Below are 20,843 nucleotides of genomic sequence, written 5' to 3'. Positions count from 1 at the left end.
ATGACCTTGCTACAGCCGAGAGGCTTCGAGCGATCACCCGCAGGTCAGCGCGTCTTCGGGCCAAGGAAGAGCGATCCACTTCTGATCCGACGCCATTCGAAGCCTCGTGCCCGTTGCGTGCCCGTACGGTCGGCGATCATCGGGGAGTCACGGGACTTAGCGGCACTCGATTCACGTACGCCCACGTCGGCGTTTCCCCTGATCAGAGTGCATGATCTCGAAAGACTTCCCAGCTGACAGCGCGGGTTCGATTCCCGCCGCCCGCTCTCACTGTGAAAACCCGGATAGACCGATGGATTCGGGACCTGGGCTTTGATGTTTCCTGATGTCGTTGATCTCTGCGTGCCACTAGGTTCATGATCACCCTGGCGGAACGGCAGGACGGGGCATCACTCAAACCTTGATGACAGTTACGCGTGCACCGCACAGTACGGCGAGGTCCTCGGGGTCGGAGGTGAGGACCGTGACGGGGCCTGGGGCAGCGAGGGCGGTGGCGCTGAGCATGGCATCGATGGCGTACTTGTGCCCGTGCAGGCCGGCGTCGGACAAGAGTGTGGCGGCGTGGCGGGCGATTCGTTCGGTGACCGGCTCGATGACGAGGCGGGACAGCGTCCACTCCAGAGCCGGCCGGTTGACGCGAGGGTGGACCACCTCGACGAGGGTGGCGGCAGAGGTGATGACGCGGAAGTCGTCAGCACGGGCGAGAGCAAGCCATGCGGTGACCGTACGGTCGCGCAGGACGGCCTTGGCCAGTCCTTCGCTGTCGAGGACGAGGGTGCCGCCGGGAGAGGCGGGAGAACGGGTCACGCGGCCGTCCCACCACTGGCCTGTCCTCGCCGGGCCTGGTGGAGTTGGTCGCGCAGTGCCTGGACCTCCTCGTCGGTGATGGGGCCGTGCTCGGCCTCGGCGACTTGGATGAGTTCGCTGAGGTTGTCGCGTTCGATCTGGCGGGCGACGGCGGCGGCGACATAGGCGGACAGGCCGGAAGGGCCGCTCCGGGATCGGGCTGCCTCGGCGATATCACGCGGCATGGTGATCGAATACTTGCCAGTAGGCTCGCTCATGCTCTCTATCCTACCTCTCATCCTCCCGAGGTCGCTGGCGGTGAGTTGAGTTGTGCATTGACAAGAGCTGATCGATCTCCTGCGCCCCCTCGCAGCGTCCGCCAGACGTGCCCGCTGCGTCGCGCGGCCCTGGGAAGAACCGCGCCGTCACGCATGCTCGGAGCGCTCGGCCGGAGAGCAGTGATATCCGCTTTTCTGCAGGGGTTTTCAACGGCGTGTCACCTCTGCCTTCGCTTAAAGTCCCCGATGTATGTCCACGCCGAGGAATCAAGATCTTTTTCCGGGCTGGACGGGTGCCGCGGAGGGGAAGGCAGGCCAGTACTTGTCTCGTAAGACAAAGCGTCTTACGGTGGCTGCATGGCTGACACCATCACCATCCGCAGCGACCCGGAGACTGAGCACGCCCTGGATATTCTCACCCATGACGGCAGCTCACGCTCGGCGGCTATCCGCCAAGCCGTGCTGGAAGCCGCCCTTCGTAAGGAGCGCGCTGTCGCTATGCGGCGCGCTGTCCTGCGTATGCCGCTCGGCGAACCGGACGGCATCGACATTGCCGCGGAGATCGCCCACGGCCGCGAGAACGAACGCTGATGATCTATCTCGACTCGGCCGCCGTCGTGAAACTCGCCCACGCCGAGGCTGAGTCGCAGGCATTGCGCGACTGGCTCGACGAACGGGCAGAGACCGGATGGACGAGTTCGGTTTTGCTGGAGATCGAGTCATCACGGGCCCTGGCACGCTACGCCCCAGAAGCCGTCACCCGACTTCACCTGGTCCTCGACTTGATCGACCTGGTGGAACTGGACGCCGGCATTCGCATCCTGGCCCAGACTGTGAAACCGATGATCGTACGGAGCCTGGACGCTATCCACCTGGCAACCGCTCTCCGCATCCGCTCCCGGCTCACTTCATTTGTCACGTACGACAAACGACTGGCCGATGCTGCCCAGACAGCCGGACTGACCATCGACATGCCTGCCTGAGACGTCTCTTCACCGCCGGGATCTCCTGGCGGGGCGCCTGGCCGCGAATACCTGAGACGTCGCGTGAGCAAAGCGGCTCCGACAGCCCGGCCGCTCCGGATCGAACTGCTGACGAAGGCCGGTCACGATGCGGTGCACGTGCGCGACCTCCAAGCAACGAGCGCGCCGGACTCCATCGGTGATGGCCTGAAATGGGCGCTCGACCCGGGGGATGGGACGGCCAACTTCCGGCATGGCATCCCACTCTGCGGCGTCTCTCTCGGCCAAGCTGCGGCAAGATGTGTGCTACGCTTCGCAGGTTGCAGTTGTGGTACCCATAAAGACTTGTGCGCACCTGAACGAGCATGATCTTCAGGTGCGTTTTTTGTTTGCCGGTCGTCTCCGGATGGGCTCATCAAAGCGACACAGGATCCGCAACGTGCGGATCCCGTATCTGCAACCATCAGAAGGAGATCGATATGGCATCCGGAACCGTGAAGTGGTTCAACTCGGAAAAGGGCTTCGGCTTCATCGCGCAGGACGGCGGCGGCGCCGATGTCTTCGCCCACTACTCCAACATCGTTGCCAACGGCGGCTACCGTGAGCTGACCGAGGGCCAGAAGGTGGCCTTCGACGTCGTCCAGGGCCAGAAGGGCCCGCAGGCGGAGAACATCGTTCCCGCCTGACATGGCGCATGCCTTAAGTGGGGCCCGCATCGGCATGGCGGTTTCAAGGGGTCGTTGCAACACCGCTGGTGTTTTAGGTGGTCAGTAGATCACGCAAGCGCTCGGCTGGGGTGTCCCAGTCGAGCGTTTTGCGTGGACGTCCGTTGAGTTCTTGGGCGACGTGTTCCAGGTCCTCGGGCCCGTAGACGCTCAGATCGGTGCTTTTGGGGAAGTATTGCCGGAGCAGGCCGTTGGTGTTCTCGTTGGTGCCGCGCTGCCAGGGCGAGTGTGGGTCGCAGAAGTAGACGGCCATGTCGGTGGCCATGGTGAACTGCTTGTGCTGGGCCATCTCGCAGCCCTGGTCCCAGGTCAGTGACCCGCGTAGGTGGGCCGGCAGGGTCGACATCGTCTGGATCAATCCGTCGCGGACCTGCTCAGCGTCATGGCCGTGGGGCAGGTGCACCAGCATGGTGTAGCGGGTGGTCCGCTCGACCAGGGTGGCGATCGCGGACTGGTTGTTCGCGCCGATGATCAGGTCGCCCTCCCAGTGGCCGGGCACGGCACGGTCTTCGACCTCGGCGGGCCGGTCGGCGATCATCACCATCTCCTCGACGAACCGATGCTGCCGCTGCCCTGGCTGGCGTTGCGGTTTGCGGCGGGTCCTGCCGGTCCGCAACGCTCTTTGAACCTCGCGTTTGAGGCCGCCGCGGGCCTGAAAATACAGGGCTTGGTAGATCGTCTCGTGGCTCACGCGCATGCTCTCGTCATCGGGGAAGTCCTTGACGAGCCTGTGGGAGATCTGCTCGGGAGACAACTTCCGTTCCAGACCTTGTTCGACCTGCTCACGCAACACTCTATGGTCGACCAGCTTGCAGGTCTTGGGGCGGGCCCGCGCGGCGGCAGCGGCTCGGTGAGCCCGGTGCGGCGGGTAGACACCCTCGAGCGAGTGCCGAGCGATCTCACGCGAGACCGTCGACTTGTGCTTGCCGATCCCCTCAGCGATCTCGGTGACCGTCTGCTTGTTGATCAACCCGTCGGCGATCGCCAGCCGGTCGGTCAACGACAGATACCGGCTATGAACCTCGGCCTCGACAGGATCGATCATGGAAGCCTTGTAGCGGGTACCCGAGCCCGAGTCCACAACCGTGCCGTCGGGATAGACCCGTGTGTTGTTGGACTTGCGAACACCCCTGCGCCAGTCCCGTCCGGTACGTGGATGTACGCCCACCTCCCGCGCGGCCCGCGCCGATGGCCAACCCTGCCCGATCAGCTCCAGGAACCGCCGCTTGGCCGCTTCCTTACCCGCAGGCCTCGCCTCGGCCGCCATCACCCCGGCACCGACCAGGACCCGCCGGGCAGCCCCATGACTCAGCCCAGCGGCGATCGCCGCCCGGTTGACGCTCCCCGACTCCGCGAAGACCGCGAGCACCCGCCGGCGATGCTCGTCGGTCACCACGGTCTTGGCACGCCCCGTCCCCCGACCATCCGCCCGCAAGATCGCATACGCGCGCGAACTCGGCAGGCCCAACGCCGTCGCCGCCGACCGCACCGAAACCCCGGCATCGACCAGCCTCAACAACTCATCGCACTCACGCGATGACCCCTCCGACAACGACATGGTCGTCGCAACTCCTCAGATCGAGGTGTTGCGACGACCACATGAACCCGAGCATGGATGCGGGCCCCACTGCGTTCGGATGGCACTCTTCCGCGGTGACGATTCAGCGTCTGTATGCCCTGATCGGGGCTCGTCAGCGGGTCGCGTGCCGGCCCGGCGCGACAACAGACGGCGTCCGGCTGAGCCCGAGGGCCAGAGCGGGGCACATCTCGGCGGCTCGCAGGGCGTCTGGCAGGAGCCGCGCGGGCAACTCACTCTCGGTGAGCACCGGATATCCGAACACGTCCAGCTGTACGACCTCGGGAACGAGGTGGCCGCACAGGCCGTGGCCGGCGCAGCGGGACCAGTCCACGGTCAGTCGCCCCCCCCGGAGTCCTGAACCACTTCACCCGGCACCGGCAGGAGCCCACGTACGGGGCGACCGCAGCCGCCCTTCGCGGCGTGCGCGGCGACATCGTCGCTGAAGACATCGAGCGCCGAGAGCAGAAACCTGGTGGTCCCGTCCGAATGATGACAGGCCCCCCTGCCGCGGACGATCCCGCTACCCTGCCTGATCGCGGCCAGCGCCCCAGCACCGGCGTGGCCCGCGGCCAGGGAAGAGAAGGATCGGGCGATGGCGGGCAGCCCCATGTGGCAGGGCCCGCACTGCCCCGCCGACTCGGTCGCGAGGTAGTCGGCCACCCGGGCCACCTCTCCCAGGGGGCACGTCCCCTCCTCCAGAGGGACGATGATTCCGGCGCCCAGCGCGGCGCCCACCTCGGCCATGGACTGCCGTGACACGGCGACCGCGGCGGCCTGGTCCGGGGCGAGCCATGCCCCGCGGTAGCCGCCGACCATCACGCCCTGGCCCGCGTTCAGCCCGCAGTGCTGAAGCACCTCCCAGAGCGGGAGGCCGGCCGGGGCCTCCACGACGGTGCGCCGCCGATCAGGACCGGTCACGGTAAGCAGGACCGTACCGGGCTCGGCGGGCGTTCCGACGGCTCGGAAGCCGGCGGCTCCGAGTTCGGCCAGTACGGCCAACTGGGCGAAGGTCTCCGCGTAGGACAGCAGGGTCGGCAGGCCGTCGACCCCGCTCTGCGCGGCCCTCACCTTCCGGCCCGGCGGGATCGGCGTCTCCCCGTTGACCCCTCGGACCCGGGCGCCACCCTCCCCGGTGATGAAGCGTTCGGGCAGGTGAACGACCCGCACGGTGGGGACGATGCCCGCCTCCCCGATCGCGCTCAGCAGCGAGCGCTCAGCGGCCCCGCCGTCGGTCGCACCGATGACGATCTCACTGGCGTCGAGCGCGTGGGCGGCGAGCGCGGCCCCGCCGAGAACCAGGTGCGGCGCCCGTGCGAGGAGCGTCTTGTCCTTGGCGCTGGCCGGCTCGCCCTCGGTCGCGTTGACCAGAACCACCGGCCGGGTGTCGCGGCGGACGGCCGCGTCGGTCACCGCGTTGAGCTTGCGGGCGAACGGGAAAGCGGCGCCTCCCCGGCCGCGGAGGTCGACGTCCTCCGCCAGTGCGACCAGTTCCCGCAACGAGAGCCTGGGCAACGGTGAATGGCAGCGGCGGTAGGTCGGCCAGGCCGAGGAAGAGCCGGGCCGGGCCGATCGTGACTACCTCAAAAGCATCGCTCACCTGTGACTCCCCGTCCATAGCTGCGCCTCGTGCTTGAGCTCCGCCCAGGCACGCCGTGCGCCCCGGTGTCCGGCGCACGCTGGGTGGTATGTGCGGTGACCCGTCCTGCCCGCCGGCGGACCGTGCCACGCCCGCGCAGCCACACCAGGAACCTGACCAGCGCCATGACGGCGACCAGCCGACCGGTCCGTGATCTGCCATCGCGCCGACCACCGTCACGCCGCCGCCAGAGCCACGCGGCCGTGCTCAGCTCGGCCGGTGGATCATTACAGCCGCTTGAGGCTGGGGGGCGTAGAAGCCCTCCACCAGCGCGATCTCATCCGACGAGCAGCACCACAAAAACTTGACCTCTGCGTTCCGCTTGAGCAGATCCACCGTGCAGGCCACGGCCGACACGGTCCGCACTGGAGACGAGCCGACCCACACGTCGATGCCCTCACCATCCCCGCCTTGGGTGCCCGACAAGAAGCCATAATCCAGCGGGTAGATGAAGCTCGACACCTTGGGATGCGGCGTGCCCGCAGGACGATCAATCACAATCTCGGCGTCACCCACAAGGGAGTCAGCCTGCTCCCATAGAGAAAGCCGCGCCCATGCGTCAAAGTCCGGCATGGGCAGACCATAGCCCCCGGCGGGGGCGCACCGGCTCCGGGATGCTCGCCGCGCGAACCGGGAATCCGCTGAGGTGGAAGCCGGATCATCCCGCCCATCATCGACCCGGGACAAGCCGAGCAGAACAGGGCCATACGTACCAGATCGTTCGTCCGGTGGGGCGCTCCATCTGGTAGCCGTGACCCTGGCCCGCTTCCCCTTCGGGCGGGTCGACGGCAGACGGGATGATCAGGCGGGCGGGGGCCGCGCGTTGCGCGAGAAACACCAGGTGACGGGCTGATCACCGGGCCATTAGCGGCCATTAAGAGGGGTGACGCGGGGGCAATCACGGTCACTCAGGGCCGGCTTTCTGCCCAGCTCAGCGCCTCATCAGGCCGTGATCGATGCAGTTCCCAAGCTGACAACGCGGGTTCGATTCCCGTCACCCGCTCTCATCCGCGAAAGCCCCGGGTAGGCCGACGGATTCGGTACCTGGGCTTTGACCATGCAGTGGGTTGTTGATCTTCGCGTGTCATTACGCGTCCTATGGGTGCGATTATGGCCGCGTGGTTGATGTGACCTTGGATGAGTCCGGTGATTCCGGGGCCGTGGTGAAGCTCCAGACCGAAGCCTGGGAGTTTAACATCTGGGCGCCCCTGGCGGATTTGATGCGCCTCCGCGGGATCAAGGAGGCAGATTGGGATGCACGCCGCTCACTTCCAATCGGGACCTGTGCTGACGCGCACGTGTTCTGGGTGGCAAACGAGGAGCAAGCGACGATCCTCATCGGCCAGGACGACGAGACATGGGACATTGCGGTCACGGTGCCGCTCGAAACCGTCGACCAGATCGCACGCCTCGCCGAGGAGCACATGTGATGTATTGCATTGGTGATCACCTGGCAGGAGAGAGTAGGTCGGGCAGCTCCCCGAGCCTCAGCGCGGCATTGCCCGAGCATGCTGCGCGGAAAGGGCCGCCCATCGCTCAACATCACGTATGTGATCACCTTGCGGACATGCGGAATGCTCGCCTACCTGCACATCTCTCCAGCCGCCATCGCTCGCATCATGCAGGGGAAGTATTGCTCCGCCACGCTCGACGAGCACGAGGGCCGTCGCTATGAAGCCCTCCATGATTGAATGCAGGATCGCATGGTTCGAACGCTCGTAGCGCTCGATGAGAGCGCTCACGAAGGCCGCGAAGGCAGCCACGTCGACCTCACATTCGTCGCTCTCCATGAGGCCGAGTCCCGTCGGCAAGCCCGTCTCGAGTGCAAATGCCTCTGCCAATCCGCGTCATCCCCCGAACCACCACCCAGGAGATCACCCGGATCAAGTCCACGGCGCATACCAAGAAGCGAGAGATCGGCTAGAGAGGGTCAAGCGTCAAGTGTGACCAGACACGAGATCCAGTCGGCGCACTGCCGAATAGTTCTTGTATAGGTATCAAGGCGGCGGCGCTTCGCGCCAGCCCGCTCGGCGGCCGGTCATGCGGCCTGGGGCGGGTTCCGGCCACTGGCATCTCCGGCCGCGCTCGCCTGCGGTCGACAGGCTCTCGTAGGTGCTACAGGGCCTGGGGCGAGAGTTCGGTTCGGACACCCCCCTTGACTGTGCGTATGGCTAACGGGGCAGACAAAACTGATCTTGAGACAGTAATCTGCCCTCGCATCGTTTGCCGACTCCTGGGGCCACCCTCCGGCGAGGCGGTCGACGTCCCCTGTAGATGCCCCATCGACGAAGATGAGGAAGGCTCGTGATTCGACGCTCCAGGGTTTTATTACCCGCAGCGGCCATCCTGATCGCCTGCGCTGTTGCGCAGCCCGCTTCCGCGCAAGGTGCCGCATCCGCCGGACCTGCCATCGTGCGGCCGGTCTCGGGCAGCAGCCCCCTGCCCGCAGGCTGCGGACTACCCCCGGCCGACGGTTACACGCTGAACCCCAACACCGAAGTCCTGCCCATGCTGGCGCGGGACCCGAACCGTCCGTGGCACCTCGTCACGGTGTTCCAGCAGGACCGCTGGAACCGGTACGGCAGCAACGGCGCGGTTACCGCCGTATCGGACGACTACGGCAAGACCTGGCAGCGGTCCGAGAACCTGCCTGCCTTCTCTCGGTGTAACGGCGGCACGACCGCCAACGGCGGAGACTACGACGTCACGACCGACAACTGGGTCACGGTCACACCATCGGGCGCGGCGGTGGCCGCGTCGTTCTCGCTGTCGCGCACCGGCGACGTGACCGCCATTCTGGTGTCCCGGTCCGCTGACGGCGGCCGGCGCTGGGACGCCCCGGTAACCCTGCAACGGGACGACAACCCGCGCTACTTCAACGATCGCCCGTCGGTGACCGCGGACCCGTACCACCCGGGCGTGGTCTACGCGGTGTGGGACCGCATCGACAGCACGGACGCGAGCTGGGTACAGCCGATCTATCTGGCGAAGTCGACCGACGACGGGCGCACCTGGACCACGAAGAAGGTGTACGACGTACCCGCCAACAGCGGCGTCATCGGCACACAACTGGTGCCGCTCGCCGACGGGACGCTGCTGATCGGCATGCACCACGAGACGGACACCGAGGGTGCCACCCAGGTCATCCGCTCGACCGACGGCGGCCAGACGTGGTCGGCGCCGACGTTGAACGTTCCGGCCCCGCTCGCGGTGGGCCCCCGCATCCCGGACCCGGACAACTCGGGTGACCCGGTACGCAACGCTTCCCTGCCGCTGCTGGCCGCCCAGCCGGGCACCCAGGTGGTCAACGCCACCTGGCAGAGCCAGGAGGCCGACGGCACCTTCCACGTGGCCTACTCGCGGTCGACAGACGGCGGAAAGACTTGGTCCAGCCCGGTCCGCGTGGACAAGACACCCACCGGCTCCGCCGCCGTACCGGTCATCGCCGCGTCCAAGACGGGCACCGTGGCGGTCACCTACTACGACTTCCGCAACAACACGCCCGACCCCGCCACCCTGCCCACCGACGTGTGGGCCGTCACCTGCACCGCCGACTGCACGCAGCCCGGGGCGTGGCGCGAGCAGCACATCGAAGGGCCGTTCGACGCGAGGAAGGTTCCGGCGACAAGCGTCGGACGCCTGGTCGGGGACTACACCGGCCTGGTCTCGGTTGGCGCAGCCTTCACGGCCGTGTATGGCGTGGCCACCGGCGACGCCACCAACCCTGTGGACATTCACAGCGCGGTTTTCTCTAGCTGAGCGGTTTTGCACACCGGCGGGGTTCGGTCAGACCGAACCCCGCCCCCTCTCACGGCAGCGCCGACCTGGCGGTGCGTTTGGAGCAGGTCCGGAGGATGGCGCCCGGGGCTAACCCTCGGCCATCTGCCGCTGGACAAGTCACCCGCCAGTCGGGCGGCGCCTATGCGAGATCGCGCACCAGATAAAGCAGCTCACCACGCTTGTCGGTTTCGACGCGGTCCAGCACCAGGCCCAGCCGTTCGCAGATCCTGAGCGAGGCAGCATTGCGGGGTCGAACCGTCGCCCACAGACGTTTCACGGTCGTGGTTGCCTGTAGCTCGGACACAACGGCCTGAGCCGCTTCAAGCGCGAGGCCGCTTCCACGTTCGGAGTGCTTGATCTCGTAACCAATCTCCGGCTCCAGAACTCCTGTGCGGTTGGCGAGAATGCCACAGCCACCGATCAGCGGGCCGCCGTCGCGATGGCGTATGCCGTACCAGACAAAGCCATAGTCCTGCTTCGTCTTGAGCCTGCGCTCAAGCCAGTCCACCGTCTCAGCCCGCGACGTGAACGGCCCCGCCCCGATCGTGTGGGTTAGCGGATCGCTAAATAGGCCGTGAAACTCGTCAGTGTCGTCGAGCGTGCAAGCAGTCAGCCGCAGCCTGGTGGTCTCAATCTTGTCGCGCACGCGATGCCCTTATCGAATACCTCCGGCTCCGGGATGATCGCGAAAGGCAGAGGTCTGTTGGCGGCTGAGGCGGAAGCCTGATCATCCCGCCTAGTTCTTGGCTCAGAGCGCTCGGAGGAGTCCGCTTGGTCCTCACCGGGAGGAGCTACAGAGCCAAGGCATGCTGTAGCGCCCGGCCGACGTCCATCATCGTTGGCATCGACAGCGCCCCTAGATCGGCGACGATCTGGTCTCGATACAGGGGGCCGAGGTCGTCGCAGTTGACGTAGCCAGTGAGTGGGTCACCAGCGCGTAGGACGGCCCAGGATGGCAGATCGCGGCGAGTGGTGGTGATCCGCGCTACCAGGCAATCATCGATGGCGTTGTTGCGGGCATTGTTGGAGACAACGAGCCATGGCTTGAGGCCGAAACCGAGATCGGCTCGATAGATCCGGCCGCGGACGGGGACGATGTTGGGGGCAGCGTTCACGCTCGCGTTCCACCACCCGTCTCGTTGCCACGGTCCCAGCCACGGCGGGCGTTGCGGTACGCGCGGTCCTCGTCGTCCATCTCGGCTGCCCACGCCGCATACCCGGTGATTCCCATCTGCTGAGTGACGGCATCCCGTCCTGCGCGGACCAACGCGGCGAGGATCTCTGCGTCTGAGGCGCTGGCCTTCAACTCCTGGCCGGTGAGCTGCGCTAGGGCCTGGCGCTCGGGGCTGACAGGAGCGTGCATGCGCTCCAGGGTGGTGACATCCTCAGGTCCCATCGGGACGCTCTTGCGAACGCTCATGCAGCTAAGTGTATAGCAGGGAGTGCAACAAATGATGCTGCATAGTATGCTGCATTGAGGTGGGATTGCTGGATCTTCGCGGCAAGGACATCGCACCCGCCACTTGCCGCGCTCGCACAGAGGCGAGGCGAGGTGGTGGCGGGCCGCGCACGCCTATCGATCGTCACCATTGAGCGAAGGGCGCTCCGGTTGCGGCCGGGGTGTTGTCGTGGCCGTTCCTGGCCATCAGGCCGGATGCTGTGGGCAGTCTCTTCCTACGACCACCAGGTTCGTCGTTGGCGGCCGCGCCGAGTTCGGTCTTGCGCCGGCCGGTGATGAACACGTGTGCGCCCTCGACCGCCGGTCGTACGGCACTGGCCTGCCAGCACCTTCCGCATCGATCGTTGCAGAAGGGTTAGACTGCGGAGGTGGAGACCAGGCAGCGCCGCCCAACCGGCCGACCGCGGGGATTCGACGCCGACGAGGCGCTCGAGCGCGCCCTGCTGGTGTTCTGGGAGCAGGGCTACGAGGGGGCCAGTCTGGCCAACCTGACCGACGCGATGGGCATCTCCACCACCAGCATGTACGCCACCTTCGGCAACAAGGAAGAGCTGTTCCGCAAGGCTCTGGAGCGCTACACCGAGGGCCCGAGCGCATACCTGGCCCGAGCCCTGGACGAGCCGACCGCCCTCGGCGTCGCCACGGCGATCATTGCCGGCACTGTTCGAACCACCACTCGCCCGGCAGGTCCCCACGGGTGTCTGGGTGTCCAGGGTGCCCTGGCCACCGGCGACTCCAGTCGTGGAGCCCGCGACCTCCTCGTCGCGTGGCGCGACAGTGGCTACTCCCGCATTCGAGAGCGGTTCGAACGAGCCGTCGATGACGGCGACCTGCCGCCGGAGGCCAACCCGGCGCTGCTCGCCCGCTATGTCACCGCCTTGGGCTACGGCATCGCCGTACAAGCCGCCAGCGGCGTCGACCGCGACGAACTCCAGGACATGGCCGACGCCGCCCTGCGCAACTGGCCGCCCTGCTGAGAGCCGCCCGGTGTTCGTCTTCGCGAACAACCGTGTCATTAGCGACCTGGTTTCGCGCCGAGGGCATCAGGTGCTGCTGGCGGAGAGTCCCTTGCCGCATCTCGACCAGGCTGATCCCTGAAGCAATGACTCCTGGGTTCTGCGCAGCCTGTCCGGGCTATGACGGTTCCTGACGTTCGCGAGCGAGCCGTCCCGGCCGGTGTCGCATGTCTCCATCCTTACAGGTCCACGCACTTCTGCAGTGATCGATGCGGAACGTGCTACGGTGTAGTTCTGCATCGATCGATGCGGAAGTCGGCCGCGGGTCGACTCCGTGGGACCTCCCGAAGGCAAGCACCGGGATCGCCTTACCCGGTGCCGTACAGAAGGGGACAGCGATGTCCGACAGTGATCTGCGCGGGTTCTACCGGCGCTACATCAGTGAGCTCAACGCCCACAGGTTCGATCAGATGGACCAGTTCATCGACGACCGGCCCACGTTGAACGGTGAGCCTGCCACCCGGGACGATCTCATCGCGGTGCAGAAGGCTGACGTCGAGGCGGTTCCGGACCTGCGCTGGGAGCTCAAGGAACTGCTCTTCGACGGTGATCGCCTGGCCGCGCGGCTGGTCAACACGGGCACGCCGGTGAAGGAGTGGCTCGGTGTGGCACCCACCGGCGCCTCGTTCGAGATCACGGAGTACGCCATCTACCAGGTGCGCGACGGGCGGTTCGTGCACATGACGGCCCCGCACGATGCCGGTGAACTACTCCGGCAGCTTACCGGCTGACCCTTCGGGGGCCGAGGCCCACGACGTGGCGACCGGCCGCACCCAACGGTCCACTCGGGCCACACACTTCGGGAGGGAACCCATGACCGTCACACTGATCACCGGAGCCAACAAGGGCATCGGTTTCGAGACAGCCAAACAACTTCTGGAACTGGGGCACACCGTCTATATCGGTGCGCGCGACATCGAGCGAGGCGAGAAGGCCGCAGCCGCCCTCGGCGCACGGTTCGTGCGGCTCGACGTGACCGACGACGCCTCGGTGCGCAACGCGCTGGCGACGATCAACGCGGCCGAGGGACGGCTCGACGTCCTGGTGCACAACGCGGGCATCCTCGGGAACGAACCCCTCGACGGTCCCACGGCCCTGCGGGTGTTCGACACCAACGCGGTGGGGATCGTACGCGTCACAGAAGCGGCACTCCCCTTGCTGCGCAAGTCCTCGAACCCCACCGTGGTCACCGTATCGAGCAGCGCCGGATCGTTCTGGGCGGTGAACAACCCTGACCGGCCCGAGTTTCACCTGCCGCTGGCGCTCTACTCCGCGTCCAAGGCGGCGGCGACCATGCTGACGGTCCAGTACGCCAAATCCCAGCCCGGCATCAAGTTCAACGCTCTGGAGCCCGGCACCACAGCCACCGACATGACCGCGGCCTTCGGGATCGGAAGATCGCCGGAGGAGAGCGCCAGAGCCGTCGTACGCCTGGCCACTCTCGATGTGGACGGCCCGACAGGAACCTTCCAAGACGAGACCGGGGAACTGCCCTGGTAGTCGCCACGCGGGCGTAGCCCGGTGGTGGCGAGGGGCCGGGGGAGCGAGCCGGTTGCGACATCGCAGCCCGAAACTCATCGCCGAGGCGCGAAAGGCCGCCAGGCGTATCCAGCACACGGCACAATCCGGTCCTCTGCCATCGTGTGAGGACGTCTCCTCCGACCAATTCGTGGCGAGCGGCATGCTCCCGGAGCGGCGGGAAGACGAAGCCCCTTCTCCTGGTGGAATGAGATGCGGCCACGGTTCTTCAACGGCTTTCACCGATGCCTGCCTGTCCTTGCGACCGCAGGCAACGACCTGATCGTGGAACACGTCATCGAATACCGGACCTGGCGCGAGGAGCTATCACGCCTCTTGACTGACTTCGATGTGTTCCTGGTCGGGGTGCATTGCGACCTTGCGGAGATCGACCGAAGAGAACACGAGCGCGGGGACCGTCGTGCCGGGGAAGGCCGTGGGCACGTCGAAATCAACGGTATGCATACGTTCGGTCCGTACGACTACGAGGTGAACACTACGAACGGCGTATCAACCACCCTCGTGCAGTCAGTCGTGACCGCTTGGCGCGCGACGTGCGCTGACCTTTAAGATCGCGCGCTAGCATGCGGCGATGGATTGGGGCGCATTCGAGAAGGCATGGCATGACAGCGGATGTCGCATCCTGAGTGACCTTGCGGCGACGTGTCCGGGCGAGCGACTGTACGGTGCGGCGTTCCATCTCTTCTACATGGACGGCGCCAAGATCCTGCCGCCCGCCCTTGCCGCCAACACTGAGGCAGCGGTGCGCGAGGACTATGGATACTCGACACGGTTCGTCGCGCCGGAGTGGCGGTGGGATGTCCTGGACGCCACGAGCGATGCGATGTCGCCGTGGTATCAGCGTCTCACTGAGGAGTATCTGGCGCCCGCCACCACCGAGCCCGAACGGGATGCGGCGATGGACGCACTCGAGGCGGCGCACGACAGCGCGATGGCCAACGCCTGCAAAGCGATGACCACGACAGCGCGCCGGGGCGGCATTCACGGCTCGCTTCCGCCCGGGTTCGTCGTCGTCATCCTCGAAGGACAACGCGGGGATGAGGAGGCCGGTCTGATCCGGAAGAGCGTAGACCCGCAGATGCTGCCGACAGTCCCCGAACTGGCCGGGTACCTGCGGCAACTCGAGGAGACGTGAGCCCCGACCTGGCCTTGATAATTCCAGGAGCGTTCGCTGAGCCGCCGTGCGGCGGCCCGTCACATCGGCAGGCTACGGGATCGGCTCCAGGCTGTGACTCAAGAGCTCCAGGTCGCTGACGAAGCAGACCGCTTCACCACTGTCCGAGCGTCCGATCCACGTGGGATACACCCCGTCTTCTCCGAGTCCTGAGAGGTCCTGGCCCGGTCGCAGCGCCATGCAAGACCTCCTCGGTATGCCCCCGGCGATTACCGGCTCTATCAGCGACTATGCCAACCTCTATGCCATGCAGATCAGATCCGGTACCCAAGACGACGCCGAGCAGATCGCAGAGCTCCACACCCGTAGCTGGCTTACGGCATATGCCGAGATCATGCCCGCCAGCTATTTGAATGGGCCGCTGCTCGACGAGCGCAAGGCCATGTGGAGCATCCGACTCGCCACCCTCGCCTCGGAACCGGATCGCGCCCGCTGCTTGCTCGTTGCCGTCGATGGCAACGCCCTGCTGGGGTTCGCCTATCTCGCCGCCGGAACCGACGGGCGCCTCTTGCTCGATAACCTGCACGTCCAGCCGGAGCGCAAGCAGTCCGGCATCGGCCGCCAACTCGTGTACCACGCTTTTGGCTGGGCCTCCGAGCAACACCCTGACAAGACGGTCTACCTGGAGGTGCTCCGCGACAACGTCGCCGCGATCACCTTTTACCGGCGTCTCGGCGGCCATCCCACCAATGAGTTCATGGAACGCTTCCCTACAGGATTCGAACTACCTGTCGTCGAGTACACATGGGGTCCTGACATCGTCCAAACCCTCGCCGACAACCGTTCCACTACCGATCAGCTTGCGTCCTAGAGGTCCCCGGCGGGGCAATCTGGCTCCGAGATGATCGACGCGTCGGGATTGAGATCCGTAGATGGCTGAGGTGGAGGCCTTCCGATGCGCCGGCGGACGCCTACTCCGTCTTCAGCCGCCCCGGTAGAGGGCGGTGAGCAGTTCGATCGCCGCCTGGATCGCCGGATGCGGCTCGTCTCGCCACCAAGTGAGGCGTACGGCGATGGGTTCGGCGTCGCGGACCGGCCGGTAGACGACGCCGGGCCTGGGGTACTGGTGCGCGGTCGACTCCGCCGTCATGCCGACACAGCGTCCACTGGAGATCATGGTCAGCCAGTCGTCGACGTTATGGGTCTCCTCAGTCGCCGGGCGGGAGCCGGGTGGCCACAGCTCGGGTGTGGTGGTGCCGGTTCGCCGGTCGATCAGGAGGATGCGCTCGCTGAGGTCGGCAAGGCGCAGCGACCGGCGTGTGGCCAGGGGGTCCTCGGCGGACAGGCCGCACAGGCGCCGCTCCAGGCCGATGATGGCACTCTCGAAGCGGCGGTCCTCCAGGGGATTGCGGATGACGGCGAGGTCGCAGGCGCCCTCCGCCAGGCCGGCGGTCGCGGAGTTGACGCGTACCAGGCGCAGATCCGTCCCGGGGTGCGTCGCGCCCCAGCGGCGCTGGAACGCGGGCGTGTGGCGGCCGACCGCCGACCAGGCATAGCCGATCCGCAGGATGCCGTGGCCCGAGGCGGCCTCCTGGACCAGGTCGTGCACCTCACCCAGCACCCGCCTGGCCTGGGCGACCACCCGCAGCCCGGTCGTGGTCGGTGTCACCTCGCGTGAGGTACGTCTGAGCAGCCTCACCCCCAGTGCGCGTTCGAGCGAGGCCAGAGTCCGGGACACCGCCGCCTGGGAGACACCCAGAGCGATGGCCGCGTCGGTGAAGGTGCCTTCGTCGACGATGGCGACGAGGCACCGCAACTGCCGCAGCTCCACATCATCCATGACTCAAGTGTATAGATCACGCAATAAACGCATTTTGTGCAAGTATCGCGAGGTCCCACCATCTAGTCATGCGAAGCGCGTCCGACACGGTTTCCCGGTCTTCGGGGCCCTTGGTCCCAGCGCCGTCCAAGGGGCGGCTGGCCGGCGTGGTCACGATGGCCGGCAGCGGCCTGTCGAACCAGGTCGGCGCCGCGATCGGTGCCCTTGCCTTTCCCGTACTTGGGCCGGTGGGCGTCGTCGCGGTCCGCCAGTACGTCGCCGCGTTCGTCCTGCTCGCCGTCGGCCGCCCCCGCCTGCGGGACTTCACCTGGGCGCAGTGGCGGCCGGTGCTGGGGCTCGCCGTGGTGTTCGGGACCATGAACCTGTCCCTCTACACCGCCATCGACCGCATCGGCCTTGGCCTGGCGGTCACGTTGGAGTTCCTCGGCCCGCTCACGATCGCCCTCGCCGCCGCGCGTCGCCGCGTCGACGCCTTCTGCGCGGTGATCGCCGCGGCCGGCGTCGTCGTACTGATGCGCCCCCAGCCCTCGGCCGACTACGTGGGGATGGGCCTGGCCTTGCTGGCCGCGTGCTGCTGGGCGTCGTACATCCTGCTCAACCGCACCGTCGGCCGCCGCATCCCGGGTGCGCAGGGCACCGCCACGGCGGCCGGGATCTCCGCGCTGATGTTCCTGCCGGTCGGCATCGTTCTCGTCCTGCACCGGCCGCCGACCGCCGCTGCCGTCGGCTATGCCGTCGCGGCCGGTGTGCTCTCCTCGGCGGTGCCCTACCTCGCCGACCTGTTCACGCTGCGTCGCGTACCCGCCCAGGCGTTCGGGCTCTTCATGAGTGTCAACCCGCTCCTCGCGGCCCTCGTCGGCTGGATCGGCCTGGGCCAGAACCTGGGCTCGACGGAATGGGCGAGCATCGGCGCCATCGTGGCCGCCAACACCCTCAGCGTTCTCGTCCGCCGCGGCTGAATCCGTGCCACTACGCGGCGATGACGGCGACCCCGGTCCTGCCCCCGTCGACGTCCACGACGGTTCCGTGTACGAAGGCCGCTTCGTCACTGGCCAGCCAGACCACGGCATGCGCGATGGCATCCGGCGTGCCGATGCCGCCGGCCGGGGTGCCCTTCATCATGATCTCGCCCGGATGGGGCTCGCCGCCTTCCGCGGCCGGGGGGAGGATCACGCCCGGCGAGACGGCGTTCACCCGCACCCCCATCGGGCCGAACTCCGCGGCCCATGCCCGCGTGAGCGTCTCCATGGCTCCCTTGGTGGAGCTGTAGAGCGCGCCGAGCGGAACGCCCAGGCGCGCGATCCACGAGCCGAGGTTGATGATCACTCCGCCACCTGACTCAGCCATGGCCGGAACGACGGCGGCGGTGAGGAAGAACGGCGCCTTCACGTTCACTCCGTAGACCTTGTCGAACGTCTTCTCGTCGGTGGCGGTGGTGCTGGGGGCCGGATAGATGCCGGCGTTGTTCACCAGGATGTCGATCCGCCCGCCCAAGGTCTCACGGGCCCGATCTGCCAGGTCCTGGGAGGACTCCACGCTGCCATCGAGGTCCGCCACCAGGAAATCGGCCCGGCCGCCGGACGCGCGGATCCCTTCGATGACCTGGGCCCCGCGTTCGCGATTGCGCCCCGACACGATGACGTGGGCTCCCTCGGCGGCGAACGCTTCGGCGATCGCCTGTCCTATATTGCTGGTCGACCCCGTGACCAGCGCCGTCTTGTTCCGCAGTCGTTCACTCATGACGCGATCTCCCTTGTCTCGCTGTGTGTGGCCAACTGTGCCTCCCAGAAAATGGACCAGCAAGTCCAGACCAAAGCTCATGCCGGTATAATGGACCCGTTAGTCCAATGATCTGGAGGGTGGATGCCGGACGCGCCGACCGCGAAGGGCCGCGCCACACGTGCCCGCATCGTCACGGGCGCGGCTGAGGTGCTGCGCGAGCAAGGTGTCGCTCTTACGACACTCGACGACATCCGCAGTCGCACGGGTACGAGCAAGAGCCAGCTGTTCCACTATTTCCCCGACGGCAAGGACGAACTGCTGCTGGCGGTAGCCCAGTTCGAAGCTGACCGCGTCCTGGAGGACCAGCAGCCGCACCTAGGGCGCCTGGATTCGTGGGAGTCCTGGCATCAGTGGCGGGACTTGGTGGTGGAACGCTATGAGCGCCAGGGCGACCACTGCCCCTTGGGGTCACTGTTCCTGCAGGTCGGGCGGTCAACACCCGGTGCACGGGCAATCGTGACGGAGCTGATGCGCCAATGGCAGCGGCAGCTCGCCCGTGGCATGCGCGCCCTCCAAGCGAACGGACTGGTCGGGCCGGCCCTTGATGTGGACCGGACGGCCGCCGCGCTGCTGGCGGGCATCCAGGGAGGCGTGACCATCATGATGGCCACGGGCGACTCGACCCACCTCAAGGCGGCGCTCGACACCGGCATCGAACACCTCCGTGCGGTCAGTGAGATCTAGCTACACCCGTCTCGAAGACGTACGGAGAGGCGTTCTGTGAGCGGCTTGTAGTCGTGCCCGGGGAACAGGACCGGCAATGCGCCGAGCATGTTCTCCATTCGATCGCGCACGCCCTCGAACTCTTCATTGTCCAGCGGCGCTCGGGTGAACAAGAACTGCCAGGAGAAGGCGCCCTTGGTCAGCTGAAGCATCTCCAGGTACGTACCGTAGCCAAGGTCCATTTTCCAGGCGCCATAGCGAGGCTCGGCCACCCACCAGATTTCGGGTTCGCCCCCGCCTGGAAGCAGCCGCAGCGCGGCATAGTGCCCCGTACCTGTGATGGGGTGGCAATCGATAACGCGCAGCTGCGATGACGGGAAAAGCTCCTTGCCCGTCCACGACTCGATCCACTCCTCGCCCAGCCCCGGGCTGCCCGCCCGTGCGAGGTGGGTGAGGTAGAACTCACCGTTGACGTACGGCCCTTCACCCATCCACTGGCGCCCCAGCTCCCGAAAGCGCGGACCACACTGCTCCAGCGCGGCGGGCGCCTTGACCTCCTGCTCGCCTACGAGAGCCGCCCACGAGGCGGCGACATCGGTGAAACCCGTGTCGAGCCCACCCTCCGAAGCGTGAAGGATCTTGATCTGGGGATGGTTGTCCAGGTCGTCGCAGACCTTGCGCCAGCCGGCCTCGTACGCCGTCAGTTCCGTCACCACGTACCGTCCAAACTCACTTGGTGCAGTGCTATAGGCCGAACAGGGCCGCCGTGTTGTCGTGGCATACGGCCCGCAGCCAGTCCGGTCCGAGTCCCAGCCGTTCCAGGGCGTGGAGCTGGTGCAGGTACGGGTAGGGGGTGTTGGGGAAGTCGGAGCCGAGCAGGATGCGGTCGCCAAGCGCGGTGAGCCGTGGCAGGGCTTCGCGGGGGAACGGCATGAATCCCTCGGTGAAGTCGGTGAACGCCATCGTCGTGTCCAGCCGTACCTGGTCGTACCGTTCGGCGAGGTCGAGGAACTCCTCGTACTCGGGCATGCCCATGTGCGCGACGATCAGCCGCAGTTTCGGGTGGCGTGCCAGCACCCGCGCGATGGGCTCGGGGCCGGTGTGCTTGCCGGGCGCGGGTCCGGAGCCGCAGTGCATCACCACAGGGATGTGGGCCTCGGCCAGCAGCGCCCATGTCCGCTGGAGACGTTCGTCGGCCGGATCGTACGCGCCCACCTGGACATGAGCCTTGAACACGCGTGCCCCCGCTTCGACGGCCTCGCGGGCGTACGTCTCGACGTCCGGCTCGGGGTAGAGGGTGGCGGTGTGCAGGCAGTCGGGGGTACGGCGGGCGAAATCGGCCGCCCATTCGTTCAGCCACCTGGCCATGCCGGGTTTGTGGGGGTAGAGCATCGCGGTGAAGGCCCGGACCCCGAACTCACGCAGCAGAGCCGTCCGCTCCGCCTCCTGCTTCCGGTAGGTGATCGGCCACTTCAACCCACCGATCAGCGGCCCGGTGCCGTCGAAGTAATCCCAGACCTTGTGCAGGACACGCTCGGGCATGAAGTGGGTGTGGACGTCGATCAGCCCGGGAAGACCGAGCCCGGCCCAGAAACGGCGGACCTCGCCGGCCTCCTCGCCCAAAGCCATGGGGGTGGAACTCACCCGGTACCGCCTTTCTGTCGAACGACCTGCGACTGGTTCG

28 protein-coding genes are annotated in these 20,843 nt (G+C 66.7%); 13 read left to right on the top strand and 15 right to left on the bottom strand.

The window, feature by feature from the left end; translation table 11 throughout:
* Positions 1-393 precede the first annotated feature (393 nt).
* On the bottom strand, positions 394-807 hold the full coding sequence (locus ACIBO2_RS54140) for a PIN domain-containing protein (protein ID WP_358558274.1): 414 nt from the start codon (positions 805-807) through the stop codon (positions 394-396).
* Entirely contained in the window at positions 804-1,064 is a 261-nt protein-coding gene (locus ACIBO2_RS54135) for a CopG family transcriptional regulator (protein ID WP_358558271.1), read from the bottom strand. Before ACIBO2_RS54135 ends, ACIBO2_RS54140 begins: the two co-directional genes overlap by 4 nt.
* A 357-nt stretch (positions 1,065-1,421) precedes the next feature.
* Here ACIBO2_RS54135 and ACIBO2_RS54130 point away from each other — a divergent pair, with 357 nt between their 5' ends.
* The 3 genes from ACIBO2_RS54130 to ACIBO2_RS54120 all read left to right on the top strand — a co-directional run bounded on the left by ACIBO2_RS54130 (position 1,422) and on the right by ACIBO2_RS54120 (position 2,712).
* On the top strand, positions 1,422-1,655 hold the full coding sequence (locus ACIBO2_RS54130) for a hypothetical protein (RefSeq protein ID WP_358558268.1): 234 nt from the start codon (positions 1,422-1,424) through the stop codon (positions 1,653-1,655).
* Positions 1,655-2,047 carry a type II toxin-antitoxin system VapC family toxin gene (locus tag ACIBO2_RS54125; RefSeq protein WP_358558265.1) on the top strand — a complete coding sequence of 131 codons (393 nt, stop codon included), beginning with the start codon at positions 1,655-1,657 and terminating at the stop codon, positions 2,045-2,047. The genes ACIBO2_RS54130 and ACIBO2_RS54125 overlap by 1 nt, the downstream gene beginning before the upstream one ends.
* Positions 2,048-2,505: 458 nt before the next feature.
* A complete protein-coding gene (locus ACIBO2_RS54120; RefSeq protein ID WP_357649055.1) occupies positions 2,506-2,712 on the top strand; it encodes a cold-shock protein in 207 nt (68 codons plus the stop codon).
* A 73-nt stretch (positions 2,713-2,785) separates the two neighbouring features.
* Here the strand turns inward: ACIBO2_RS54120 and ACIBO2_RS54115 are convergent, their stop codons facing one another.
* The 4 genes from ACIBO2_RS54115 to ACIBO2_RS54100 form a co-directional block, all read right to left on the bottom strand.
* Complete coding sequence (locus ACIBO2_RS54115) at positions 2,786-3,796, bottom strand: IS30 family transposase (protein WP_397305020.1); 1,011 nt, start codon at positions 3,794-3,796, stop codon at positions 2,786-2,788.
* 646 nt (positions 3,797-4,442) lie between these two features.
* The gene (locus tag ACIBO2_RS54110; RefSeq protein ID WP_397304967.1) at positions 4,443-4,661 is read right to left on the bottom strand and encodes a ferredoxin; all 219 of its coding nucleotides are present in this window, start codon (positions 4,659-4,661) and stop codon (positions 4,443-4,445) included.
* Between the two features lie 2 nt (positions 4,662-4,663).
* The gene (locus ACIBO2_RS54105; protein ID WP_397304966.1) at positions 4,664-5,842 is read right to left on the bottom strand and encodes an NADH-ubiquinone oxidoreductase-F iron-sulfur binding region domain-containing protein; all 1,179 of its coding nucleotides are present in this window, start codon (positions 5,840-5,842) and stop codon (positions 4,664-4,666) included.
* A 331-nt stretch (positions 5,843-6,173) separates the two neighbouring features.
* Positions 6,174-6,539 (bottom strand): Inorganic pyrophosphatase, encoded by a 366-nt coding sequence (locus tag ACIBO2_RS54100; RefSeq protein WP_357962489.1) that lies wholly within the window; start codon positions 6,537-6,539, stop codon positions 6,174-6,176.
* Between the two features lie 545 nt (positions 6,540-7,084).
* Between ACIBO2_RS54100 and ACIBO2_RS54095 the strand changes: the two genes are divergently transcribed.
* Entirely contained in the window at positions 7,085-7,396 is a 312-nt protein-coding gene (locus tag ACIBO2_RS54095) for a hypothetical protein (RefSeq protein ID WP_358558256.1), read from the top strand.
* A 57-nt stretch (positions 7,397-7,453) separates the two neighbouring features.
* On the opposite strand, the gene ACIBO2_RS54090 is transcribed toward ACIBO2_RS54095, so the two are convergent.
* Positions 7,454-7,807, bottom strand: coding sequence for a DUF6086 family protein (locus ACIBO2_RS54090; RefSeq protein ID WP_358558254.1), 354 nt, complete (start codon positions 7,805-7,807; stop codon positions 7,454-7,456).
* A gap of 571 nt (positions 7,808-8,378) precedes the next feature.
* Between ACIBO2_RS54090 and ACIBO2_RS54085 the strand changes: the two genes are divergently transcribed.
* Positions 8,379-9,725 carry a sialidase family protein gene (locus tag ACIBO2_RS54085; RefSeq protein WP_397304965.1) on the top strand — a complete coding sequence of 449 codons (1,347 nt, stop codon included), beginning with the start codon at positions 8,379-8,381 and terminating at the stop codon, positions 9,723-9,725.
* Positions 9,726-9,885: 160 nt separating this feature from the next.
* Here the strand turns inward: ACIBO2_RS54085 and ACIBO2_RS54080 are convergent, their stop codons facing one another.
* From ACIBO2_RS54080 to ACIBO2_RS54065, 4 genes are all read right to left on the bottom strand, one after another.
* On the bottom strand, positions 9,886-10,392 hold the full coding sequence (locus ACIBO2_RS54080) for a GNAT family N-acetyltransferase (RefSeq protein ID WP_358558250.1): 507 nt from the start codon (positions 10,390-10,392) through the stop codon (positions 9,886-9,888).
* A 145-nt stretch (positions 10,393-10,537) separates the two neighbouring features.
* Positions 10,538-10,861 carry a type II toxin-antitoxin system PemK/MazF family toxin gene (locus tag ACIBO2_RS54075; RefSeq protein WP_358558248.1) on the bottom strand — a complete coding sequence of 108 codons (324 nt, stop codon included), beginning with the start codon at positions 10,859-10,861 and terminating at the stop codon, positions 10,538-10,540.
* Complete coding sequence (locus tag ACIBO2_RS54070) at positions 10,858-11,166, bottom strand: hypothetical protein (RefSeq protein WP_358558246.1); 309 nt, start codon at positions 11,164-11,166, stop codon at positions 10,858-10,860. Before ACIBO2_RS54070 ends, ACIBO2_RS54075 begins: the two co-directional genes overlap by 4 nt.
* Positions 11,167-11,329: 163 nt before the next feature.
* Positions 11,330-11,488: a hypothetical protein gene (locus ACIBO2_RS54065; RefSeq protein WP_358558244.1), complete on the bottom strand. Its 159-nt coding sequence runs from the start codon at positions 11,486-11,488 to the stop codon at positions 11,330-11,332.
* A gap of 85 nt (positions 11,489-11,573) precedes the next feature.
* Between ACIBO2_RS54065 and ACIBO2_RS54060 the strand changes: the two genes are divergently transcribed.
* The 6 genes from ACIBO2_RS54060 (at position 11,574) to ACIBO2_RS54035 (ending at position 15,745) form a co-directional block, all read left to right on the top strand.
* Positions 11,574-12,182 carry a TetR/AcrR family transcriptional regulator gene (locus tag ACIBO2_RS54060; protein WP_358558242.1) on the top strand — a complete coding sequence of 203 codons (609 nt, stop codon included), beginning with the start codon at positions 11,574-11,576 and terminating at the stop codon, positions 12,180-12,182.
* Positions 12,183-12,559: 377 nt separating this feature from the next.
* Positions 12,560-12,952, top strand: coding sequence for an ester cyclase (locus tag ACIBO2_RS54055; protein WP_358558239.1), 393 nt, complete (start codon positions 12,560-12,562; stop codon positions 12,950-12,952).
* 82 nt (positions 12,953-13,034) lie between these two features.
* Complete coding sequence (locus ACIBO2_RS54050; RefSeq protein ID WP_358558236.1) at positions 13,035-13,721, top strand: SDR family NAD(P)-dependent oxidoreductase; 687 nt, start codon at positions 13,035-13,037, stop codon at positions 13,719-13,721.
* A gap of 231 nt (positions 13,722-13,952) precedes the next feature.
* Positions 13,953-14,309: a hypothetical protein gene (locus ACIBO2_RS54045; RefSeq protein ID WP_358558233.1), complete on the top strand. Its 357-nt coding sequence runs from the start codon at positions 13,953-13,955 to the stop codon at positions 14,307-14,309.
* A 22-nt stretch (positions 14,310-14,331) separates the two neighbouring features.
* The gene (locus tag ACIBO2_RS54040; RefSeq protein WP_358558230.1) at positions 14,332-14,895 is read left to right on the top strand and encodes a DUF4303 domain-containing protein; all 564 of its coding nucleotides are present in this window, start codon (positions 14,332-14,334) and stop codon (positions 14,893-14,895) included.
* Positions 14,896-15,112: 217 nt separating this feature from the next.
* Entirely contained in the window at positions 15,113-15,745 is a 633-nt protein-coding gene (locus tag ACIBO2_RS54035) for a GNAT family N-acetyltransferase (RefSeq protein ID WP_358558227.1), read from the top strand.
* Positions 15,746-15,856: 111 nt separating this feature from the next.
* Here the strand turns inward: ACIBO2_RS54035 and ACIBO2_RS54030 are convergent, their stop codons facing one another.
* Positions 15,857-16,714, bottom strand: a complete 858-nt coding sequence (locus tag ACIBO2_RS54030) for a LysR family transcriptional regulator (RefSeq protein ID WP_358558224.1) — start codon at positions 16,712-16,714, stop codon at positions 15,857-15,859.
* A gap of 68 nt (positions 16,715-16,782) precedes the next feature.
* On the opposite strand from ACIBO2_RS54030, the gene ACIBO2_RS54025 reads away from it, so the two are divergent.
* On the top strand, positions 16,783-17,673 hold the full coding sequence (locus tag ACIBO2_RS54025) for an EamA family transporter (protein WP_397304963.1): 891 nt from the start codon (positions 16,783-16,785) through the stop codon (positions 17,671-17,673).
* 10 nt (positions 17,674-17,683) lie between these two features.
* On the opposite strand, the gene ACIBO2_RS54020 is transcribed toward ACIBO2_RS54025, so the two are convergent.
* Complete coding sequence (locus ACIBO2_RS54020; RefSeq protein ID WP_358558218.1) at positions 17,684-18,454, bottom strand: SDR family oxidoreductase; 771 nt, start codon at positions 18,452-18,454, stop codon at positions 17,684-17,686.
* A gap of 123 nt (positions 18,455-18,577) precedes the next feature.
* Here ACIBO2_RS54020 and ACIBO2_RS54015 point away from each other — a divergent pair, with 123 nt between their 5' ends.
* Positions 18,578-19,180, top strand: coding sequence for a TetR/AcrR family transcriptional regulator (locus tag ACIBO2_RS54015; RefSeq protein ID WP_358558215.1), 603 nt, complete (start codon positions 18,578-18,580; stop codon positions 19,178-19,180).
* Here the strand turns inward: ACIBO2_RS54015 and ACIBO2_RS54010 are convergent.
* A complete protein-coding gene (locus tag ACIBO2_RS54010; protein WP_397304961.1) occupies positions 19,177-19,872 on the bottom strand; it encodes a hypothetical protein in 696 nt (231 codons plus the stop codon). The two genes, ACIBO2_RS54015 and ACIBO2_RS54010, sit on opposite strands and share 4 nt — an antisense overlap.
* A 31-nt stretch (positions 19,873-19,903) precedes the next feature.
* Positions 19,904-20,788, bottom strand: coding sequence for an amidohydrolase family protein (locus ACIBO2_RS54005; RefSeq protein ID WP_397305019.1), 885 nt, complete (start codon positions 20,786-20,788; stop codon positions 19,904-19,906).
* Positions 20,789-20,843 lie beyond the last annotated feature (55 nt).

The organism is Nonomuraea sp. NPDC050022 (assembly GCF_044460705.1).
In the GTDB taxonomy this organism is placed as follows: Bacteria; Actinomycetota; Actinomycetes; order Streptosporangiales; family Streptosporangiaceae; genus Nonomuraea.
Note: the sequence above shows the minus strand (reverse complement) of the source record. Positions and strands in the feature narration are given on the sequence as shown.